This is a genomic window from Halopenitus sp. POP-27 (assembly GCF_029889855.1).
Classification (GTDB): Archaea; Halobacteriota; Halobacteria; order Halobacteriales; family Haloferacaceae; genus Halopenitus; species Halopenitus malekzadehii.
In genome coordinates, this window is the sequence record NZ_JARANU010000020.1 from 1 (window position 1) to 15,725 (window position 15,725).

Below are 15,725 nucleotides of genomic sequence, written 5' to 3' on the forward strand. Positions count from 1 at the left end.
GTGGGGACTGGGGGGACAGTCTCGACGGCGGCGGCGGCGGGGTCGACACGCTCGAGCTCGAGCGCCGCGTCGAGGAGCTCGAGAACGACGTCGACGCGATCGACGCCACCGTCTCGACGGTCCGGTCGGAGAACGAATCGGTCCAGGGAACCGTCGAGGAGATCGAGGAGGACATCCGAAACCTGCTCGGGATCTACGAGATGGTGACCCAGGGCGTCAACCCGTTTGCCGACGAGGTGGACGGCTTCGACGGCAACGGGTTCAATTCGGGGGGGAATGAGACCACGCTCGGACTGTTCGAACAGGGGGGAAACGACGCGACGACGGACCCGGGGCAGGATCTCGAGTTCGAGGGGAGTGGTAACGCGGACCCGACCGACGAGGGATCGCCAGTGGAGGACCCCGGCGAGCCGACGAACGACGAGATCGAACCGGAGCAGGAGCTGGAGACGGACTCCGCCGATTCGATCGATCCGGAACCGGCATCGGAACCGGAAACAACGGCGAACTCGGAGCCAACGACGAGGCGTTCGGAACCGGAAACAACGGCGGACTCGGAGCCAACGACGAGGCGTTCGGAACCGGAAACAACGGCGGACTCGGAGCCAACGACGAGGCGTTCGGAACCGGACGCAACGACCGATGGGTCGAAGAGCTTCAGCGACCTCAAGGCCGAATACGACCGCGGCGGTGCTGACACGACGGCGACGTCGACGAGGAACCCCGGCCCGGTACGGATGAGTACCGGATCGGTTCCGGTCACGGAGTCCGAGCGACCGAACAAGCCCGAGACGGATCCGGACTCGGAACCGAAACCGAAATCGGAACCGGAGCCTGAGGTCACCAACCCACCCGCCGACCGCGTCGAGACGGAGCGGACGCGACGCGAGGTCGAGGACACGCGACCCGAAAACGGGGTCGACGACGGCTTCGAGTACGTCGATGACGAGGACCTCGAGCCCGCCCGGCGGGACCCGTACCTGCGGTCGCTGCCCGAGGGGTACGTCGGTGACCTCCTCGTGATGGAGTGGCTCGAGTACCTCGTCGAGACGGCGACGGTGACGGATGCTGCGCGCGCGATCCGGTATTACGAGCGGATCGACTGGGTGTCGCCGTCGGTCGCCGAGCGACTGCGGGACTTCCTCGCGGGGTTCGGACAGGTCGACCGGAACGTCGTGGTCCGGCCGGGAACCGACGAGCTCGATCGGGACCACCACACGCGGAGCCTCCGGTACATCATCCAGCTCAACGAGGCGACCACGCGGGACGTGCTCGTCGAGCGGTGGGACGATCTGACCGACCGAGTGCTGCTTCCGGGGGCGCAGCCGGACGGGGATGGATCGGCTGCAGGCGACGGTCCGACCTCGATCGACGAGGCGAGATCGGGCGACGAACGCGGGATGGAGGGGCTGCCGGCGGACCTCGTCGGGGAACTGGGGAACGAGTGGCCCGGCGACGGCCGGTCCGGGGACGAACGCCTCGGAAACGGCCACCATCCGTCCCCGTCGACCCCGTCGGCATCGTCGGAGGACGACCGACCGTCGCAGCCGCGCCAGGGACGGGAGCGGGACCCGGATCGGAAGACGGAGCGGGAGCGGAAACGGGACCCGAAACGGGCCCCCAGCAACGTCGATCGCGACGCGACACGACCGACATCGCGGAGGGAGCCGGATGGGAATTAGCGTCTCCGCGTCGGCGGCCATCATCGCCGCCGGGCTGTTCATCGCGTTCGGGGCGATGTACCCCGTCGCCGAGAACGGATTCGACCGGGTGACGAGCGCACAGGAGACGTCCCACGACCGCGCGCTCGAGCGGGAGAACGTCGACGTGACGTTCGTGAACGCCACCGACGACGGGACGACGCTGAACGTCACGGTCGAGAACACGGGGGCGGAGTCGATCCCGGTCCCGCGAACGACGCTCGTCGCGGACAACGAGTACGTGAGCGTGGATCCGAGCGAGACGACCGTCTACGACGCGGACGCGGATCCCTCGACCGGCGATACGGAAACGGAGCTGTGGCTGCCGGGCGAACGGCTCCGGTTCTCGGTGCCGAGCGATGGAGAGAACGCGGTGCTCGTTGCGACCGAATCCGGGATCCAGGTCCGCGGAACGGTGGTGGCCGCCTAGATGGCGAGCGTCTCCATCTCACACATGATCCTCTTCATCGCGAGCCTCGTCATCGCCGCCGGCGTCGTCGGGACGGTGACCACCGAGGTCGACCGGGTCAACGCGGCGATCGAGGCGACCAGTATGGATGTCTCCGAGGACATCCGAACCGACGTGACGATCGTCTCGGATGCGGGCAGCTCGAACGTCTACGACTCGGGGAACGATACGGTGACCCTGCTCGTAAAGAACACGGGAACACAGCGGCTCGCCCCGGACGGTTCGGAGGCGGTGGTCGTCTTCGACGGCGTGTTCGTCGGCTCCGGAAGTATGGAGACGACGCTGCACGGCGGTTCCGGGGACTCCTGGGGACGGGGGGACGTCCTCGAGTACACGATCGACGTCGGGTCGATCGACACGGGCGACCACCGGATCCACCTGACGGTGAACGGCGACGAGGAAGTATTCGAGTTCAGACACGAATGAGGATGCCGAGACGGAGGACACCGAGATGAAGGACATCGAAACAGGGACTACCGAAACGGAGGAAACCGATGCCCCGAGATAACCTGCTGTCGTTGGGGCTCGAGAGCCACGACCGGGTGAACATGGAGCTCGGCGGCGGGATCCCCCGCGGGAGCATCGTCCTGATGGAGGGCGATTACGGCGCCGGGAAGTCGGCGCTCTCCCAGCGGTTCGCCTACGGGCTGCTCGAGGAGGGAGCGACGGTGACGATGCTGTCGACGGAGCTGACGATCCGAGGGTTCCTCGACCAGATGCACTCGCTGTCCTACGACGTCGTCCGCCCGTTGTTGAACGAACAGCTGCTGTTCCTCCACGCCGATTTCAACTCCGGCGGGGCGTTTTCGGAGGAAGCCGGCGAACGGATGCAGCTGTTGACCCGGCTGATGAACGCGGAGGTGATGTGGAACACGGACGTGATCTTCATCGACACGTTCGATTCGATCCTCCGGAACGATCCGACCTTCGAGTCACTGATCCGGAAGAACGAGGAGCGACAGGCCGCCCTCGAGATCATCTCGTTCTTCCGGGACGTCATCTCCCAGGGGAAAGTGATCGTGTTGACGATCGACCCCTCGGCGATCGACGAGGACGCGATCGGACCGTTCCGCGCGATCGCGGACGTCTTCCTCCAGCTCGAGATGATAGAGGTCGGCAGCGAAGTGCGGCGACAGATAAGCGTCAAGCGGTTCGCCGGAATGGGCGAGCAGGTGGGAGACACGATCGGTTACTCGGTCCGGTCCGGAACCGGCGTCGTCGTCGAGAGCCGGAACGTCGCCTAGGAAGAACGCAGTATGACAGAACAGGGTACCGTCAGGCCGTCGAAGGAACTCCGGCAGGTGGCACAGCGTCGGCCACACCTGATGCAGCACCTCCGGAAGTTCCGGCAGATCACGGGGGAGTTCCCGACGCTGATCGAGGAGGCGAAAGACGAGTACGAGACCGACCGACCGAACGTCCTCTACCCGGTCGGGGGACCGATATTCTGTCACATCTACGGCGACCTCGGACAGGACACGAAGTACTACGCCATCGAGCCGGAGCTCACCGGTGCGGAGGAACAGACCCTCACCGACGTCAAGGACCGCCTGCTGACGGTCTCCGGCGGCTACCGAGCCCCCGAAACGGAGGCCGAGTACAACGAGCTAATCGACACGCTGTTGGCGGAGGTCACCACGGTGAAGACTGGTGAAACCGGCCGACTCGGCCGGATCCGACATGCGCTCGACTGGGGCTCGCTCACCGTGACGCCGGAGACCTACGAGAGCATCCGTTACCGGCTTGCACGCGACATCGTCGGCTACGGGCCGCTCGAACCGGTGATGCGTGACTCGGCCAACGAGGACATCCACGTCATCGGTCCCCACGAGTGTCACGTCGACCACAGCGTCTTCGGGATGTTGGAGACCACGGTCGATTTCGGGAGCCGATCGAACTTCGACAACTGGCTGCGAAACATGGGCGAACGGATCGGCGATCCGGTTTCCGATGCGGACCCGATCGTCGACTCGACGCTACCCGACGGGTCACGCATCAACATCATCTACTCGGACGACATCTCGATCAAGGGGTCCTCGCTGACGATCCGGCAGGGCAGCGAGACGCCGCTGTCGATCAACCAGATCACGGAGTGGGGGACGCTCTCGCCGGAGCTTGCGGCGTATCTCTGGTTGTGTCTGGAGAACGAACAGACGGTGTTCGTCGTCGGGGAAACCGCATCGGGGAAGACGACCACGCTCAACGCCGTCCTCTCGTACATCCCGCGGGACTCGAAGATCTACACCGCAGAGGACACGGCGGAGGTGATCCCGCCGCACAACACCTGGCAGCAGCTGTTGACCCGCGAGGGCGGCGGCGAAGGCTCCGTCGACGTCGATATGTTCGACCTGGTCGCGGCGGCGCTGCGGTCGCGGCCCGACTACATCATCGTCGGCGAGGTCCGCGGCGCCGAGGGGCGGATGGCGTTCCAGGCCGCCCAGACGGGTCACCCCGTGATGTTGACCTTCCACGCGAGCGACATCGTCTCGATGATCCAGCGGTTCACCTCCGACCCGATCAACGTCCCCGAGACGTTCATGGACAACGCCGACGTCGCACTGTTCCAGAACCGGGTCAAGCAGGGCGATGAGGTGTTACGCCGGGTGACGAGTGTTCAGGAGATCGAGGGGTACTCCAAGGAGATGGACGGCGTCATCACGCGTGAGGTGTTCAGCTGGGACCCCGTTGAGGACCAGATCGTCTTCCAGGGGATGAACAACTCCTACGTCCTCGAAGAGCAGATCGCGACGCTGCTCGGCTACGCCGACACCCGCGACATCTACGACGATCTCCAGTTCCGTGCGTCGCTCACGGAACGAATGATCCAGGAGGGGATCGTCGGCTACCACGAGGTGAACGAGGCGATCACCGCGTTCCAGCGCGACGGGATCGAGGGACTCCCGTTCGATATGAGCCGCCGCTAGGAGGATCGAGTCAGGGATGTCCGTCGATAAGGCCGGAACCGGAATCTCGAACGCCCTGGAGTTCGTCTCGGACCTGCTGGAGTCGTACGACAAACTCGACGTCGACAGGCGGGAGTACGTCGGCTACATCCTCCTCCCGGCGACGCTGTTTCTCCTCCTTTCGACCGTCGTCGCCGTCACGGTGTCGCTGCCGCTGACGGTGACGCTGCCCGTGATCGGCATCGGGCTCGTGGTCTTTTCGGCGGCGGCGGTGTACCCGAAACTCTACATCAACAGCCGAAAGGCGCACATCGAGAACCAGCTCCACCTGGTGATGACGCACATGACGGTTCTGTCGACGACGAACATCGACCGGATGGAGGTGTTTCGGACGCTCTCCCGGGAGGAGGAGTACGGCGTCGCCGCCGAGGAGATCGGTCGCGTCGTCCACCTCGTCGACACGTGGAACCAGAGTCTCGACGACGCGTGTCGCCGCCGCGCCAAGGAGGTCCCCTCGAAGACGATGGCCGACTTCTTCGAGCGACTCGGCTACACGATCGGGGCCGGCCAGCCGCTCGAGGAGTTCCTGCTGTCCGAACAGGACGTGATGCTGTCGAACTACGAGACGCTCTATGAATCCGCGCTCGCGAACCTGGAGGTGATGAAGGACCTGTACATGTCGATGATCCTCTCCATGACCTTCGCGCTCGTGTTCGCGGTCGTGTTGCCGATCCTGACCGGGACCGATCCCACGCTCACGGTGATCGCCGTGATCGTCCTGTTCGTGCTGGTTCAGTCGGGCTTTTACGTCGTGATCCGGATGATGGCGCCGTACGACCCGATCTGGTACCATCCGGAGGGCGGTGCGCCCGGCGATCGTCGGCTCTATACCGCCCTCGGCGTTGGAGCAGTCGGGTCGATCGTGCTCATCGCGATCACCGGTCTCGGGATGAACGGCATCGGCCCTGGGCTTCCAGGACTGTTGTGGTTCCTCGATTCGACGCCGCTTCCGCTGTACATCTGTGTCCCGCTGACGCCGCTGTTCTTCACCGGGGTGATCCTTCGGCGTGAGGAGTCGGCGATCACCGCCCGCGACGAGGAGTTTCCGTCGTTCATCCGGGCGCTTGGGGCGACCGAGAGCGCCAAGCAGTCGACGACGTCGAAGGTGCTCGAGTCGCTCCGTGAGAAGGACTTCGGCGCGCTCTCGCCGTCGATCGAGCGCCTCTACCGCCGATTACAGATGCGGATCGAGCCGGAGGGTGCCTGGCGACGGTTCGCGATCGACACGCGGTCGTACCTCATTCAGAAGTTCTCGGAGATGTACCTGGTCGGGCGGCGAATGGGTGGCGACCCCAAACAGCTCGGCGAGCTCATCTCGGCGAACATGAACGTCGTCATCCAACTGCGCGAACAGCGGCGCCAGTCGGCCGTGACGCTGATCGGGCTGATCTACGGGATCACGGCGGCGGCGACGTTCGCGTTCTTCATCGGGCTCGAGATCGTCGCGATCCTCACGGATCTCTCGGCCGATCTCTCCTTGGATTCGATGGAGATCGGGCAGATCATCTACGCCGGCGTCTACGACCTTCCGCTCATCGAGTTTCTCTTGTTGACCATCGTGCTGTTCAACGCCGTGCTCTCGGCGATGATGATCCGAACGATCGACGGCGGCAACCCCGCGAACGGCTACATCCACTTCGTGGTGCTGACCTGGTTGGGCTGTCTGACCGCGATCGGCACGCGCGCGTTGGTCGGCGACCTGCTGGCGGTGTGACGATCCCGCGGAACGACGCTCCTGCCGGAGGGTGGTTTACTCGTGTGGATCGACGCGAGCCGCGCCAGCGGTCCTCACGGGGACGCCGACGAGAACACCCTTAAAACCATCCGCGAATAATCGAGGGTATGAGACACGTAACGGTTCCGCAAGACCGTATCGGCGTCCTCATCGGCGAGGGCGGCGAGACGCTGCGCGAGGTGGAGGATCGTGCCGACGTCCGCCTCGACGTCGATTCCGAGACGGGGTCGGTGGCGATCGACTCGACCGGCGATCCGGTCACGGCGCTGGTGGCTCCGGACATCGTCAAGGCGATCGGCCGCGGGTTCACCCCGGAAGTCGCGCTCTCGCTTTTTGACCACGACTTGCGGCGGTTCGAGCTGATCGACCTGGCGGACCACACGCGAAACGACAACGATATGCAACGGAAGAAGGGCCGGATCATCGGCGAAAACGGCCGGACGCGCGAGCTGATGGAGGAACTGACCGGTGCCGAGGTCGTCGTCTACGGCTCGACCGTCGGCATCATCGGCGACGCCGAGGAGGTCTCGGCGGTCCGGCGCGCGGTCGGGATGCTGCTCGACGGCGCCCCCCACGGTGCGGTCTATTCCTTCCTCGAGCGCAAATCGAACGAGCTCGATGACGACGTCGACTTCTCGGCTCCGCAGTGACCGGGGCCACCTCCCGGCCTCCACCGTGACCGGAGCCACCTCCCGGCCTCCACCGTGACCGGAGCCGCATCCTCGTCCGCATCGTGACCGGAACCACGAAGCACGGCACCGGGAACCGACCGGTCCGCCGTTGGGTCACGAGCTGCTCGGTGTCGGGTCGATCGGATAAACGCGGGTGTGTTCGTCAGCAACTACCACTTATAAATCGGACTGTGAGAACGTATACCACACGGATTTTTCCCTCCCCCGTTGGGCGCTTCGTCCAACCGGTAGCATAAGCCTTTTATAGAACTACAGACAATCACACTCTGTACTATGAGTCAGCGACAGCGAATGGGCAACCAGCCGATGATCGTACTTTCCGAGGAATCACAGCGCACGTCCGGCAAGGACGCGCAGACGATGAACATCACGGCCGGCAAGGCCGTCGCCGAGTCCGTCCGAACGACGCTTGGCCCGAAGGGGATGGACAAGATGCTCGTCGACTCGACGGGCGGCGTCGTCGTCACGAACGATGGCGTGACCATCCTCAAGGAGATGGACATCGACCACCCGGCGGCGAACATGATCGTCGAAGTCTCCGAGACACAGGAGGAGGAAGTCGGGGACGGAACGACTACCGCCGTCGTCGTGGCCGGAGAACTCCTCGATCAGGCCGAGGAACTTCTCGACCAGGACATCCACGCGACCACGCTCGCACAGGGATTCCGACAGGCCGCCGCGAAGGCCAAGGAGATCCTCGAGGGCGAGGCCATCGAGGTCACCGAGGACGACCGCGAGACGCTCACCGAGATCGCCGCGACGGCGATGACCGGCAAGGGCGCCGAGTCCGCCAAGGACGAGCTCGCTGACCTCGTCGTTGACGCGGTGCTCGCCGTGGCCGACGACGACGGCATCGACACGGAGAACGTCTCCGTCGAGAAGGTCGTCGGCGGCTCCATCGATGAGTCCGAGCTCGTCGAGGGCGTCATCGTCGACAAGGAGCGCGTCAACGAGAACATGCCCTACGCGGTCGAGGACGCGAACGTCGCGCTCTTCGACGGCGCCATCGAGGTCCAGGAGACGGAGATCGACACCGAGGTCAACGTCACCGACCCCGACCAGCTCCAGCAGTTCCTCGACCAGGAAGAAAAACAGCTGCGCGAGATGGTCGACCAGCTCGTGGACGTCGGCGCCGACGTCGTCTTCGTGGACGGCGGCATCGACGACATGGCCCAGCACTACCTCGCCAAGGAGGGCATCCTCGCGATCCGTCGCGCCAAGTCTGACGACCTCAATCGGCTTGCCCGCGCGACCGGCGGCCAGATCGTCGCCACCCTCGAGGACCTCGAGGAGGACGACCTCGGCTTCGCCGGCTCCGTCGCCCAGAAGGACGTCGGCGGCGACGAGCGCATCTTCGTCGAGGACGTCGAGCAGGCCCGCTCGGTCACGCTCATCCTGCGCGGCGGCACCGAGCACGTGGTCGACGAGGTCGAGCGCGCGGTCGACGACTCGCTCGGCGTCGTCCGGACGACGCTGCTCGAGGGCGCGGTCCTGCCCGGCGGCGGCGCACCCGAAACGGAACTGGCGCTCCAGCTGCGTGACTTCGCCGACTCCGTCGGCGGCCGCGAGCAGCTGGCCGTCGAGGCGTTCGCCGACGCGCTGGAGGTCATCCCGCGCACCCTCGCCGAGAACGCCGGTCTCGACCCCATCGACTCGCTTGTCGACCTCCGTTCCCGCCACGACGGTGGCGAGCTCGGCGCCGGCCTCGACGCCTACACCGGCGACGTGATCGACATGGAGGAGGAGGGCGTCGTCGAGCCCCTCGGCGTGAAGACCCAGGCCATCGAGTCCGCCACCGAGGCGGCCGTGATGATCCTCCGCATCGACGACGTCATCGCTGCTGGCGACCTCAAGGGCGGCAGCTCCGACGACGGCGGCGACGACGCGGGCGCGCCCGGCGGTGCCGGCGGTATGGGCGGCATGGGCGGCATGGGCGGTATGGGCGGCGCAATGTAAGCGTCGGCCGATAGGTCATACCCATCCGCTCACTCGACGATCGCTGCTCCGCCGTCACCCCGATCGCGTCCGGCCGCGAGGTCACGCCGATCGTGAACCGCCGTTTCGTTCTCACGTTTTATCGGAATTCTCCGGCCAGCGGCGGCACTGCTCATCCGTGCTATCTCCTCCGATCGTCGCCGTGGTCTCGATCGGATCGCCCGCCTCCCAGCGACTCGGACCGATCAAAACCCCCTTATGGGACCTCTTCGTACTCGCACGTATGGTTGATCCACTGGCGATCGGAGTCGCGACGGCGATCGTGCTCGTCGTCGTGTTCTTCTCCTCCCTCGAGGGAACCGGCTGGAGCCCGGCGGAGGACATCTCCGAGGAGGTGCTCGAGCGCCGCGCGGCCACCGTGCCCGAAACCGACTTCCCCGAGCCGATGAACCGCGCGATCGGCGGCGGTGGCGGCGCCGTCGCGGTCGGCGGCGGCGCCGAGGGCGAGACCGGCGAGCTCGAGGAGGGCGGCGCCGAGGAGTCCGCCGGCCCCGGCGACATCCCCGAGGACGAGGTCGAGTACTACGAGGTCGAGTTCGTCAAGGAGGGCGAGACGGTCGAGATCGCGAACGACGAGCCGATCCTCGACCAGGGCGAGGACCAGGGCTGGGACATGCCCTACGCCTGCCGGCAGGGCCAGTGTGTCTCCTGTGCGGCCCACATCACCGACGGTCCCTCCGAGGACTTCGTCGTCCACGACGACCAGCAGATGCTCGGCGAGGCCGAGATCGAGGACGGCTACACGCTCACCTGCGTCGCGTATCCGCGCGACTCCTTCAGCATCGAAACCGGCGAAGCGCCGTAACGATCGACACGCCCGGGTTTCGACGCCGCAACCGACCGATTTCCGATCGACTTTTCTCCCATCACGGGAACGTTCACCACACGAATGGGCTATCCGTTCGCCGCGCCGAATGGGTACGAGGAACGACTCAACCGGCAGTTCGCCGGCTATCTCGCGTACAGCCTTCGGATCGGCCCGGAGCTGTTGAACCGGATCCACGAGGACCAGCCGTTCTCGATCGCCGAGGGCGCCCGCGTCGTCGGGACCCAGGACGCGCCGCTTCCGCGGTACACCGACGACGGCCCGGATCGGGAGATCGACTGGGTCGTCCGCGACCCGGACCGGCTCATCGGGTACGAGTCGAAGTACGGCGACTCGCTGGGCACGACCCAGCTCCGGGACGAACTCGCGAAGCTGGAGCTGAACGCGGACGGACGCGACGTCGTCCTCGTCGCGGTGACCCCACACACGACGCCGCCGAGCGCAGTCGAACGGATCGACGACGATCGGGTGTACTGGGTCGGATGGAACACGGTCGCGCGGAAGCTCATCCGAACCGACGTCGACGATCTCACGCCCGAACAACGCCCGATCTGCGAAATGCTGCAGGACCTCTTCGAGGCGGAAGGAATGCACCCGTTTACAGGCTTCGACCACGCCGACAAGCTCCAGTATCGCTACTTCATCCGGGACCTCAGACAGGAACTGACCGACACGGACCTCGAACAGCCCGGGAAGATACACACCTCCACGACGACCGACCCGGAGCCGACCTCCTGGAAACGGCTCGTCCCCAAGCGCCTCGACGTCCCGTTCGTGCGCTCGTCCCGCGAGGACGACTGGAAGCGCCAGCGGTCGTACCTGACGGTCACGGTGGACACCGAGACCCACGACGTCCACGTCGGGGTCGTGTTCAACGTCCGGGAAGTCGAGGTGCATCGGGAGTACGTCGCCGACCGGCTCGATGACCTCCTCGCGTACGCCGCCGACCGGGATCTGGAGCTGTGGGCATCGATGAACAGCTTCAATCAGTGGACGGACGGGATCGCCCGAACCGACCGTCCCGCCGAGATGCGGCAGTGGCTCGAAACCGGCGCGAGGACCGTCGTGAGGGCTGACGAGACGGAGTACAAGAAGGCGATCGTCGTCCACGAGTGTTCCGGATCGACGCCGGCAGAGATCGTCGCCGAGGCCGCGGCGGAACTGCGCACGTTCCACGAGGACTTCCTCGTCGACGACGCGCTGTATCCCCGATCGACGCTTTCGGGGCGCGACTGAGGAACCGAACCGGACGTCGACCTGGCCCCGGCCCGAGACGGGGTATGCGTAACCGTTTGGTGCCACCACGACGATGTCGAGCACGGGAATGACGGTATCGACGGACGCGATCTATGGGATCTGTACGGATGCCGTCTACGAACGCGGCGAGAACTACCACGCAGAGGGCCGGATACGCGAGATCCACCGATTCGACGACGCGGTGACGGCGATCGTACGGGGCAGCCGGCACTACGACGTTCGCGTCGACCTCGTGGCCGACGGGTTCGACCCGAGATGTAGCTGTCCGTACGACGGGCCCGGTGCGTGCAAACACGTCGTCGCCGTGCTGTTACGGTGCGTCGAGGATCTCCCGCCGGACGAGGCCGACCGGATCGATCCCGTCCTCGAGGCCGCCGATCCCGAAGCGCTCCGCGCGTTCCTGCGCGAGGCGATCGCGACCGATGCCGGCCTCCGTGACCGATTCCTCGCCCGGTCCGACGAGGAGGGGACGCGATCAGTCGACGGGATCCGCGCCGAGATCGACCGCCGGTTCGAGGAGACGAACCCGGACTACGACGTCGTCTTCGAGCCGGTCGACCTCGACGAGTTCCTGGAGCTTGCGGAGACGCACCGCAGCCACGGTCGCCACCTGGCGGCGGCGACGGTGTACCGTGGCCTGACCGAATCGCTCGACGACCATATGGAACTGGTCGACGGCTCGTACGACCACTTCACGAGGGCGTTCACGGCGGCGCTCGACGGCTACGTCGACTGCGTCGCGGCCGCAGCGACCGACGACGCCGTCGATACCGCCGTTTCGTTCCTCGAGGACCGGGCAACGTCCGGCACGCCGTTCCTCGCCGAGCGCTTCGAGCGGGCGGCCGCGGAGCTACGCGACCACACCGAATGAAGTCGGGAAAAGGCTTACTCGGGACGCCCCGGAGGGGATCGATATGGACGACTCGACGACGTCACGAACAGGACCGACTGAAGCGACGGGCGCACGATGACGATCGCCGACCAACCCATCGGCGCGTTCCTTTCGGACGTCGCCTCGGCCCGCGTGACGCCAAGCGGCGGCGCGGTCGCAGCGATCGGCGGCGCGATGGGGGCTGCGCTCTGTGGAATGGTCTGTATCCACACGATCGAACACGGGGACGACCGCGCTCCGGCGAACGCCACGGAAACGGCCACGAATCCGGGGCGGGCGAACGCCGAGACGTCGCCCCCGGACTTCATCGTGCTCCGAAACGCCTTCGAGAGCCGCCGCGAGCGGCTTCTCGATCTCGCGGACGCGGACGTCGCCGCCGTCGATGCCGTCGGGGAGGCCTTCGCGGCCGACGGCAGCCCGGATCGCCAGCACGAGGCCGCGAAACGAGCCACCGAGGTGCCGATCGAGACGGCGGCCACAGCCCGCGACGTGCTGGTGGATGCGATCGCGGTGACCGAGCACGGTACTCGGAACGCCGTTCCTGACGGGGTAACCGGCGCGTTCCTCGCACACGCCGCAGTGCACGCGTCGGTCGCGACCGTTCGTGCCAACCTCGATCACCTCGAGGACGAGCCGGCAGCGGCGTTCGCCGAGCGGGCGGACGCGATCGAGGCGGACGCGGACCGATCCCTCGCCGCCGTGTGTTCGGCGGACGTCACTGCGGATCGGGAGTGACGGTGGTGACGGTAGTGGTCCCGAACGCACCCGTGCGTTCACGCCCGAACCGATCTGACGGCCGGCGTCCGCTCAGAAGCCACCGAACCGGAGAGAGACCATCACGAGGATCAACGCCAGCTGGAAGCCGCCCTGGACGCCGCCGAGTTTCGCGTTCTGTCGGCCGATCGCGGCGATGACGCCCGGATCGGGGTCCGGCGAGGTCATCTCCTGATACATCCGGACCTCGCCGGGCAACAGGAATCCGAACCCCTGGACCGAGAGCACCGTTACGATCGCCAGCGCGAGGACGACCGCGGGAGTCGTCGGCTGCAGCGACCCGATCGTCGTTGCGACCCACGCCAGCGATCCGACGGCGACGACCGCGAACGGAACCTGCCAGCGGCGGTCGTCGAAGGCATCGAACCGCCAACCCAAACACAGCAGAACCGGCACGAGGGTGACGGCCGTGAACGCCGCAAGCCAGGGCTCGGCGTTCGGGAACAGCCCCAGTCGCTGCGCGAGGACGATCCCCGAGGCGATCGTCACGAGCGCCATCGAGGGCAACAGAAAGGCGGTTTTCGGGGTCAATCGCTCGAAGACCGCGGCGCTTTGCTCCTCGTCGAGCCCACCGACCACGGGGCCGAGGACCGCGCCGAGGAAGACGTCGATGCCGGTCCAGAGGATCCCCGCCATCACGTGGATGTAGATGTGGTGTTGCAGCGACGCGGCCGTCACGGCGTAGCCGAGCGCACACACCGCAAAGAGCACGACGCCGCCGGCGAAGGCCGGGTTGGCGCGTCGTCCCAGCCCGCCGACCGTCGCGCGTATCGATGTCGTCGACATACACGAGCCCCTGGCCGGCGCGATCCCCGTAAGTCTACGGATTCCGTGGGTTCGCCGCGCCGGGCGGCCCCTCCCTCGCCGAGTCACCACCCTCCACGTCGTCACGTCGGGCGGGCGTCTCGACGTCGCGATCGGCACCGGGAGATGCGGGATGATCGTCCGTCGGGGTCTCGGTCGCGTCCGTCTCGGTCGCGAGTCCGTCCAATCCCCACTCGGCGGCCCGGTCGGCCGCCTCCGCGCGTGCCTGATCGCGGATGGCCGCGATCCGGTCCTCGTCGGCCAGAAACGCCTCGACGGCGCTCGGCTCCTCGCGTGGCGTTTTCCCGACCGACCGGTCCGCGGGCGCGTGCTCACGCGTTCGATCGGCCAACGCCGCGTCGTCGGCCAGCTCCCGAGCGGGAGCCCCCGGTGGAACCGCAAGCGTCTCGTCGTCGTGGACCGCTTGGAGCGCGTCCGGCGGAAGCTCGTACACCTCGACCCGATAGGGACCGGTGAGCGCGACGTCGGCGAGCGCCGCGGTTCCACCCCGGTCGGTCTCCGTGTTGTACGCGACCGTCGGCACGCCGTCCGCGAAGGTGATAACCGCCCGTGCGTCCCCGCCGAGCAACAGCGTCTCCTGGGGGACGAGCGTGAGGTAGCCGTCCATTCCCGCCTCGAGGACCGAGCGCAACACCACGCCCGGATCGGTGAGCACCCGTGACCGGCGGAGATCGCCGTTGGGAACCGGAAGATGATCGAGCGTGAGCGAACGCTCCGCGTTCACGGAGCCCGACTCGGACGGCTCCGCGCCGAGAGTGCCCGAGTCGGGCGGCGGCTCGGCGTCGGTCATATCGTCTCCGGAACGACGGCGCTCCGGAATCGGTCGGCGAGATCCGCACCGCCACCCTCCCGAACCGTGATCGACGACGCCGCGCGCCGGAACGCCGACGCCGCGGGACTGTCGGGCGCGTGTGACAGCAGCGGTTCACCCGCCTGTCGCGCGCTCCGCACGACGTCGGCGGCGGGGATCCGTGCCAGGGTCGGTCCGCCGAAGTGGCGGTCGGCCTGCTCGGCGATCCGATCGATGTCCTCGCGAACCTTGTTGAACAGGACGCCGGCGGTTCCGGTGCCGTACGAGCGGGCGTACTCCTGCACCTTCAGGCCGTCCGAGAGCGCGGGGATCGTCGGCTGGACCACGATGATGACGCGATCGGCCAGGACGACCGGGAGGACCGCGGATTTCGACCCGAGCGCAGCCGGCGAGTCCAACAGGATGACGTCGGCGTCAGCCGCCAGCTCGGCGACGACGTCCCGCAGTCGCCCCGGATCGGCCCGGTCGAACCCCGCAAGCGAGGTCCCACAGGGGACGACCGACATCCCGAAGCGGTCGTAGGTCGCGTCCGCCACGCTCGTTGCGGTTTCGGCGACGAGCAGGTCGTGGAGGGTCACCTCCACGTCCGCCAGTCCCGCGTGAAACAGCAGGTTCGCCATCCCGGTGTCGGCGTCGATGACGGTCACGTCGTGTTCTGCAGCCAGCGCCATTCCGAGCGCGAGGGTGCTCGTCGTCTTACCGGTCCCGCCCTTCCCGCTGGCGACCGCGAACGCTTCGACCATTGATCGCACCTAACCGCGATGTCCTAAAAGTGACACGGGACGC

General features: G+C 66.7%; 15 protein-coding genes. 12 read left to right on the plus strand and 3 right to left on the minus strand.

What is annotated here, in order from left to right; all coding sequences use genetic code 11:
* The 12 genes from OQF70_RS11640 to OQF70_RS11695 form a co-directional block, all read left to right on the plus strand.
* A partial coding sequence (locus OQF70_RS11640; protein WP_280537760.1) for a FlaD/FlaE family flagellar protein occupies window positions 1–1,682 on the plus strand: 1,682 nt, incomplete at its 5' end.
* On the plus strand, window positions 1,672–2,130 hold the full coding sequence (locus OQF70_RS11645) for a flagellin (protein WP_280537761.1): 459 nt from the start codon (window positions 1,672–1,674) through the stop codon (window positions 2,128–2,130). The genes OQF70_RS11640 and OQF70_RS11645, both read left to right, overlap by 11 nt.
* Complete coding sequence (locus OQF70_RS11650) at window positions 2,131–2,595, plus strand: flagellar protein G (RefSeq protein WP_280537762.1); 465 nt, start codon at window positions 2,131–2,133, stop codon at window positions 2,593–2,595.
* A 68-nt stretch (window positions 2,596–2,663) separates the two neighbouring features.
* The gene (locus OQF70_RS11655) at window positions 2,664–3,413 is read left to right on the plus strand and encodes an ATPase domain-containing protein (protein ID WP_280537763.1); all 750 of its coding nucleotides are present in this window, start codon (window positions 2,664–2,666) and stop codon (window positions 3,411–3,413) included.
* A 12-nt stretch (window positions 3,414–3,425) separates the two neighbouring features.
* Window positions 3,426–5,093, plus strand: coding sequence for a type II/IV secretion system ATPase subunit (locus tag OQF70_RS11660; RefSeq protein WP_280537765.1), 1,668 nt, complete (start codon window positions 3,426–3,428; stop codon window positions 5,091–5,093).
* Between the two features lie 16 nt (window positions 5,094–5,109).
* Window positions 5,110–6,846, plus strand: coding sequence for an archaellar assembly protein FlaJ (gene flaJ / locus OQF70_RS11665; RefSeq protein ID WP_280537767.1), 1,737 nt, complete (start codon window positions 5,110–5,112; stop codon window positions 6,844–6,846).
* Window positions 6,847–6,974: 128 nt separating this feature from the next.
* Window positions 6,975–7,517, plus strand: coding sequence for a KH domain-containing protein (locus tag OQF70_RS11670; protein ID WP_280537768.1), 543 nt, complete (start codon window positions 6,975–6,977; stop codon window positions 7,515–7,517).
* Between the two features lie 348 nt (window positions 7,518–7,865).
* The gene (thsA, locus tag OQF70_RS11675; protein WP_280537819.1) at window positions 7,866–9,515 is read left to right on the plus strand and encodes a thermosome subunit alpha; all 1,650 of its coding nucleotides are present in this window, start codon (window positions 7,866–7,868) and stop codon (window positions 9,513–9,515) included.
* 262 nt (window positions 9,516–9,777) lie between these two features.
* On the plus strand, window positions 9,778–10,359 hold the full coding sequence (locus OQF70_RS11680; protein ID WP_280537769.1) for a 2Fe-2S iron-sulfur cluster-binding protein: 582 nt from the start codon (window positions 9,778–9,780) through the stop codon (window positions 10,357–10,359).
* An 84-nt stretch (window positions 10,360–10,443) separates the two neighbouring features.
* A complete protein-coding gene (locus tag OQF70_RS11685; protein ID WP_280537770.1) occupies window positions 10,444–11,616 on the plus strand; it encodes a hypothetical protein in 1,173 nt (390 codons plus the stop codon).
* A gap of 88 nt (window positions 11,617–11,704) precedes the next feature.
* The gene (locus tag OQF70_RS11690; RefSeq protein WP_280537772.1) at window positions 11,705–12,508 is read left to right on the plus strand and encodes an SWIM zinc finger family protein; all 804 of its coding nucleotides are present in this window, start codon (window positions 11,705–11,707) and stop codon (window positions 12,506–12,508) included.
* Window positions 12,509–12,604: 96 nt separating this feature from the next.
* Window positions 12,605–13,264, plus strand: a complete 660-nt coding sequence (locus tag OQF70_RS11695) for a cyclodeaminase/cyclohydrolase family protein (RefSeq protein WP_280537774.1) — start codon at window positions 12,605–12,607, stop codon at window positions 13,262–13,264.
* Between the two features lie 72 nt (window positions 13,265–13,336).
* Here OQF70_RS11695 and OQF70_RS11700 read toward each other — a convergent pair whose 3' ends face one another.
* The 3 genes from OQF70_RS11700 to OQF70_RS11710 form a co-directional block, all read right to left on the minus strand.
* On the minus strand, window positions 13,337–14,053 hold the full coding sequence (locus OQF70_RS11700) for a hypothetical protein (protein WP_321169496.1): 717 nt from the start codon (window positions 14,051–14,053) through the stop codon (window positions 13,337–13,339).
* Window positions 14,054–14,123: 70 nt separating this feature from the next.
* Window positions 14,124–14,918 carry a hypothetical protein gene (locus OQF70_RS11705; protein ID WP_303651091.1) on the minus strand — a complete coding sequence of 265 codons (795 nt, stop codon included), beginning with the start codon at window positions 14,916–14,918 and terminating at the stop codon, window positions 14,124–14,126.
* The gene (locus tag OQF70_RS11710) at window positions 14,915–15,682 is read right to left on the minus strand and encodes an AAA family ATPase (RefSeq protein WP_280537776.1); all 768 of its coding nucleotides are present in this window, start codon (window positions 15,680–15,682) and stop codon (window positions 14,915–14,917) included. The genes OQF70_RS11705 and OQF70_RS11710 overlap by 4 nt, the downstream gene beginning before the upstream one ends.
* Between the last annotated feature and the right edge of the window lie 43 nt (window positions 15,683–15,725).

What these genes read in the sequence shown, in the direction of transcription:
- OQF70_RS11670 (WP_280537768.1), top strand. Translation starts at nt 6,975, where the DNA reads ATGAGACACGTAACGGTTCCGCAAGACCGTATCGGCGTCCTCATCGGC.
- OQF70_RS11680 (WP_280537769.1), top strand. Translation starts at nt 9,778, where the DNA reads ATGGTTGATCCACTGGCGATCGGAGTCGCGACGGCGATCGTGCTCGTC.
- OQF70_RS11650 (WP_280537762.1), top strand. Translation starts at nt 2,131, where the DNA reads ATGGCGAGCGTCTCCATCTCACACATGATCCTCTTCATCGCGAGCCTC.
- OQF70_RS11710 (WP_280537776.1), bottom strand. Translation starts at nt 15,682, where the DNA reads ATGGTCGAAGCGTTCGCGGTCGCCAGCGGGAAGGGCGGGACCGGTAAG.
- OQF70_RS11690 (WP_280537772.1), top strand. Translation starts at nt 11,705, where the DNA reads ATGACGGTATCGACGGACGCGATCTATGGGATCTGTACGGATGCCGTC.
- OQF70_RS11645 (WP_280537761.1), top strand. Translation starts at nt 1,672, where the DNA reads ATGGGAATTAGCGTCTCCGCGTCGGCGGCCATCATCGCCGCCGGGCTG.
- OQF70_RS11660 (WP_280537765.1), top strand. Translation starts at nt 3,426, where the DNA reads ATGACAGAACAGGGTACCGTCAGGCCGTCGAAGGAACTCCGGCAGGTG.
- OQF70_RS11695 (WP_280537774.1), top strand. Translation starts at nt 12,605, where the DNA reads ATGACGATCGCCGACCAACCCATCGGCGCGTTCCTTTCGGACGTCGCC.
- OQF70_RS11705 (WP_303651091.1), bottom strand. Translation starts at nt 14,918, where the DNA reads ATGACCGACGCCGAGCCGCCGCCCGACTCGGGCACTCTCGGCGCGGAG.
- OQF70_RS11685 (WP_280537770.1), top strand. Translation starts at nt 10,444, where the DNA reads ATGGGCTATCCGTTCGCCGCGCCGAATGGGTACGAGGAACGACTCAAC.
- thsA (WP_280537819.1), top strand. Translation starts at nt 7,866, where the DNA reads ATGATCGTACTTTCCGAGGAATCACAGCGCACGTCCGGCAAGGACGCG.
- OQF70_RS11655 (WP_280537763.1), top strand. Translation starts at nt 2,664, where the DNA reads ATGCCCCGAGATAACCTGCTGTCGTTGGGGCTCGAGAGCCACGACCGG.
- flaJ (WP_280537767.1), top strand. Translation starts at nt 5,110, where the DNA reads ATGTCCGTCGATAAGGCCGGAACCGGAATCTCGAACGCCCTGGAGTTC.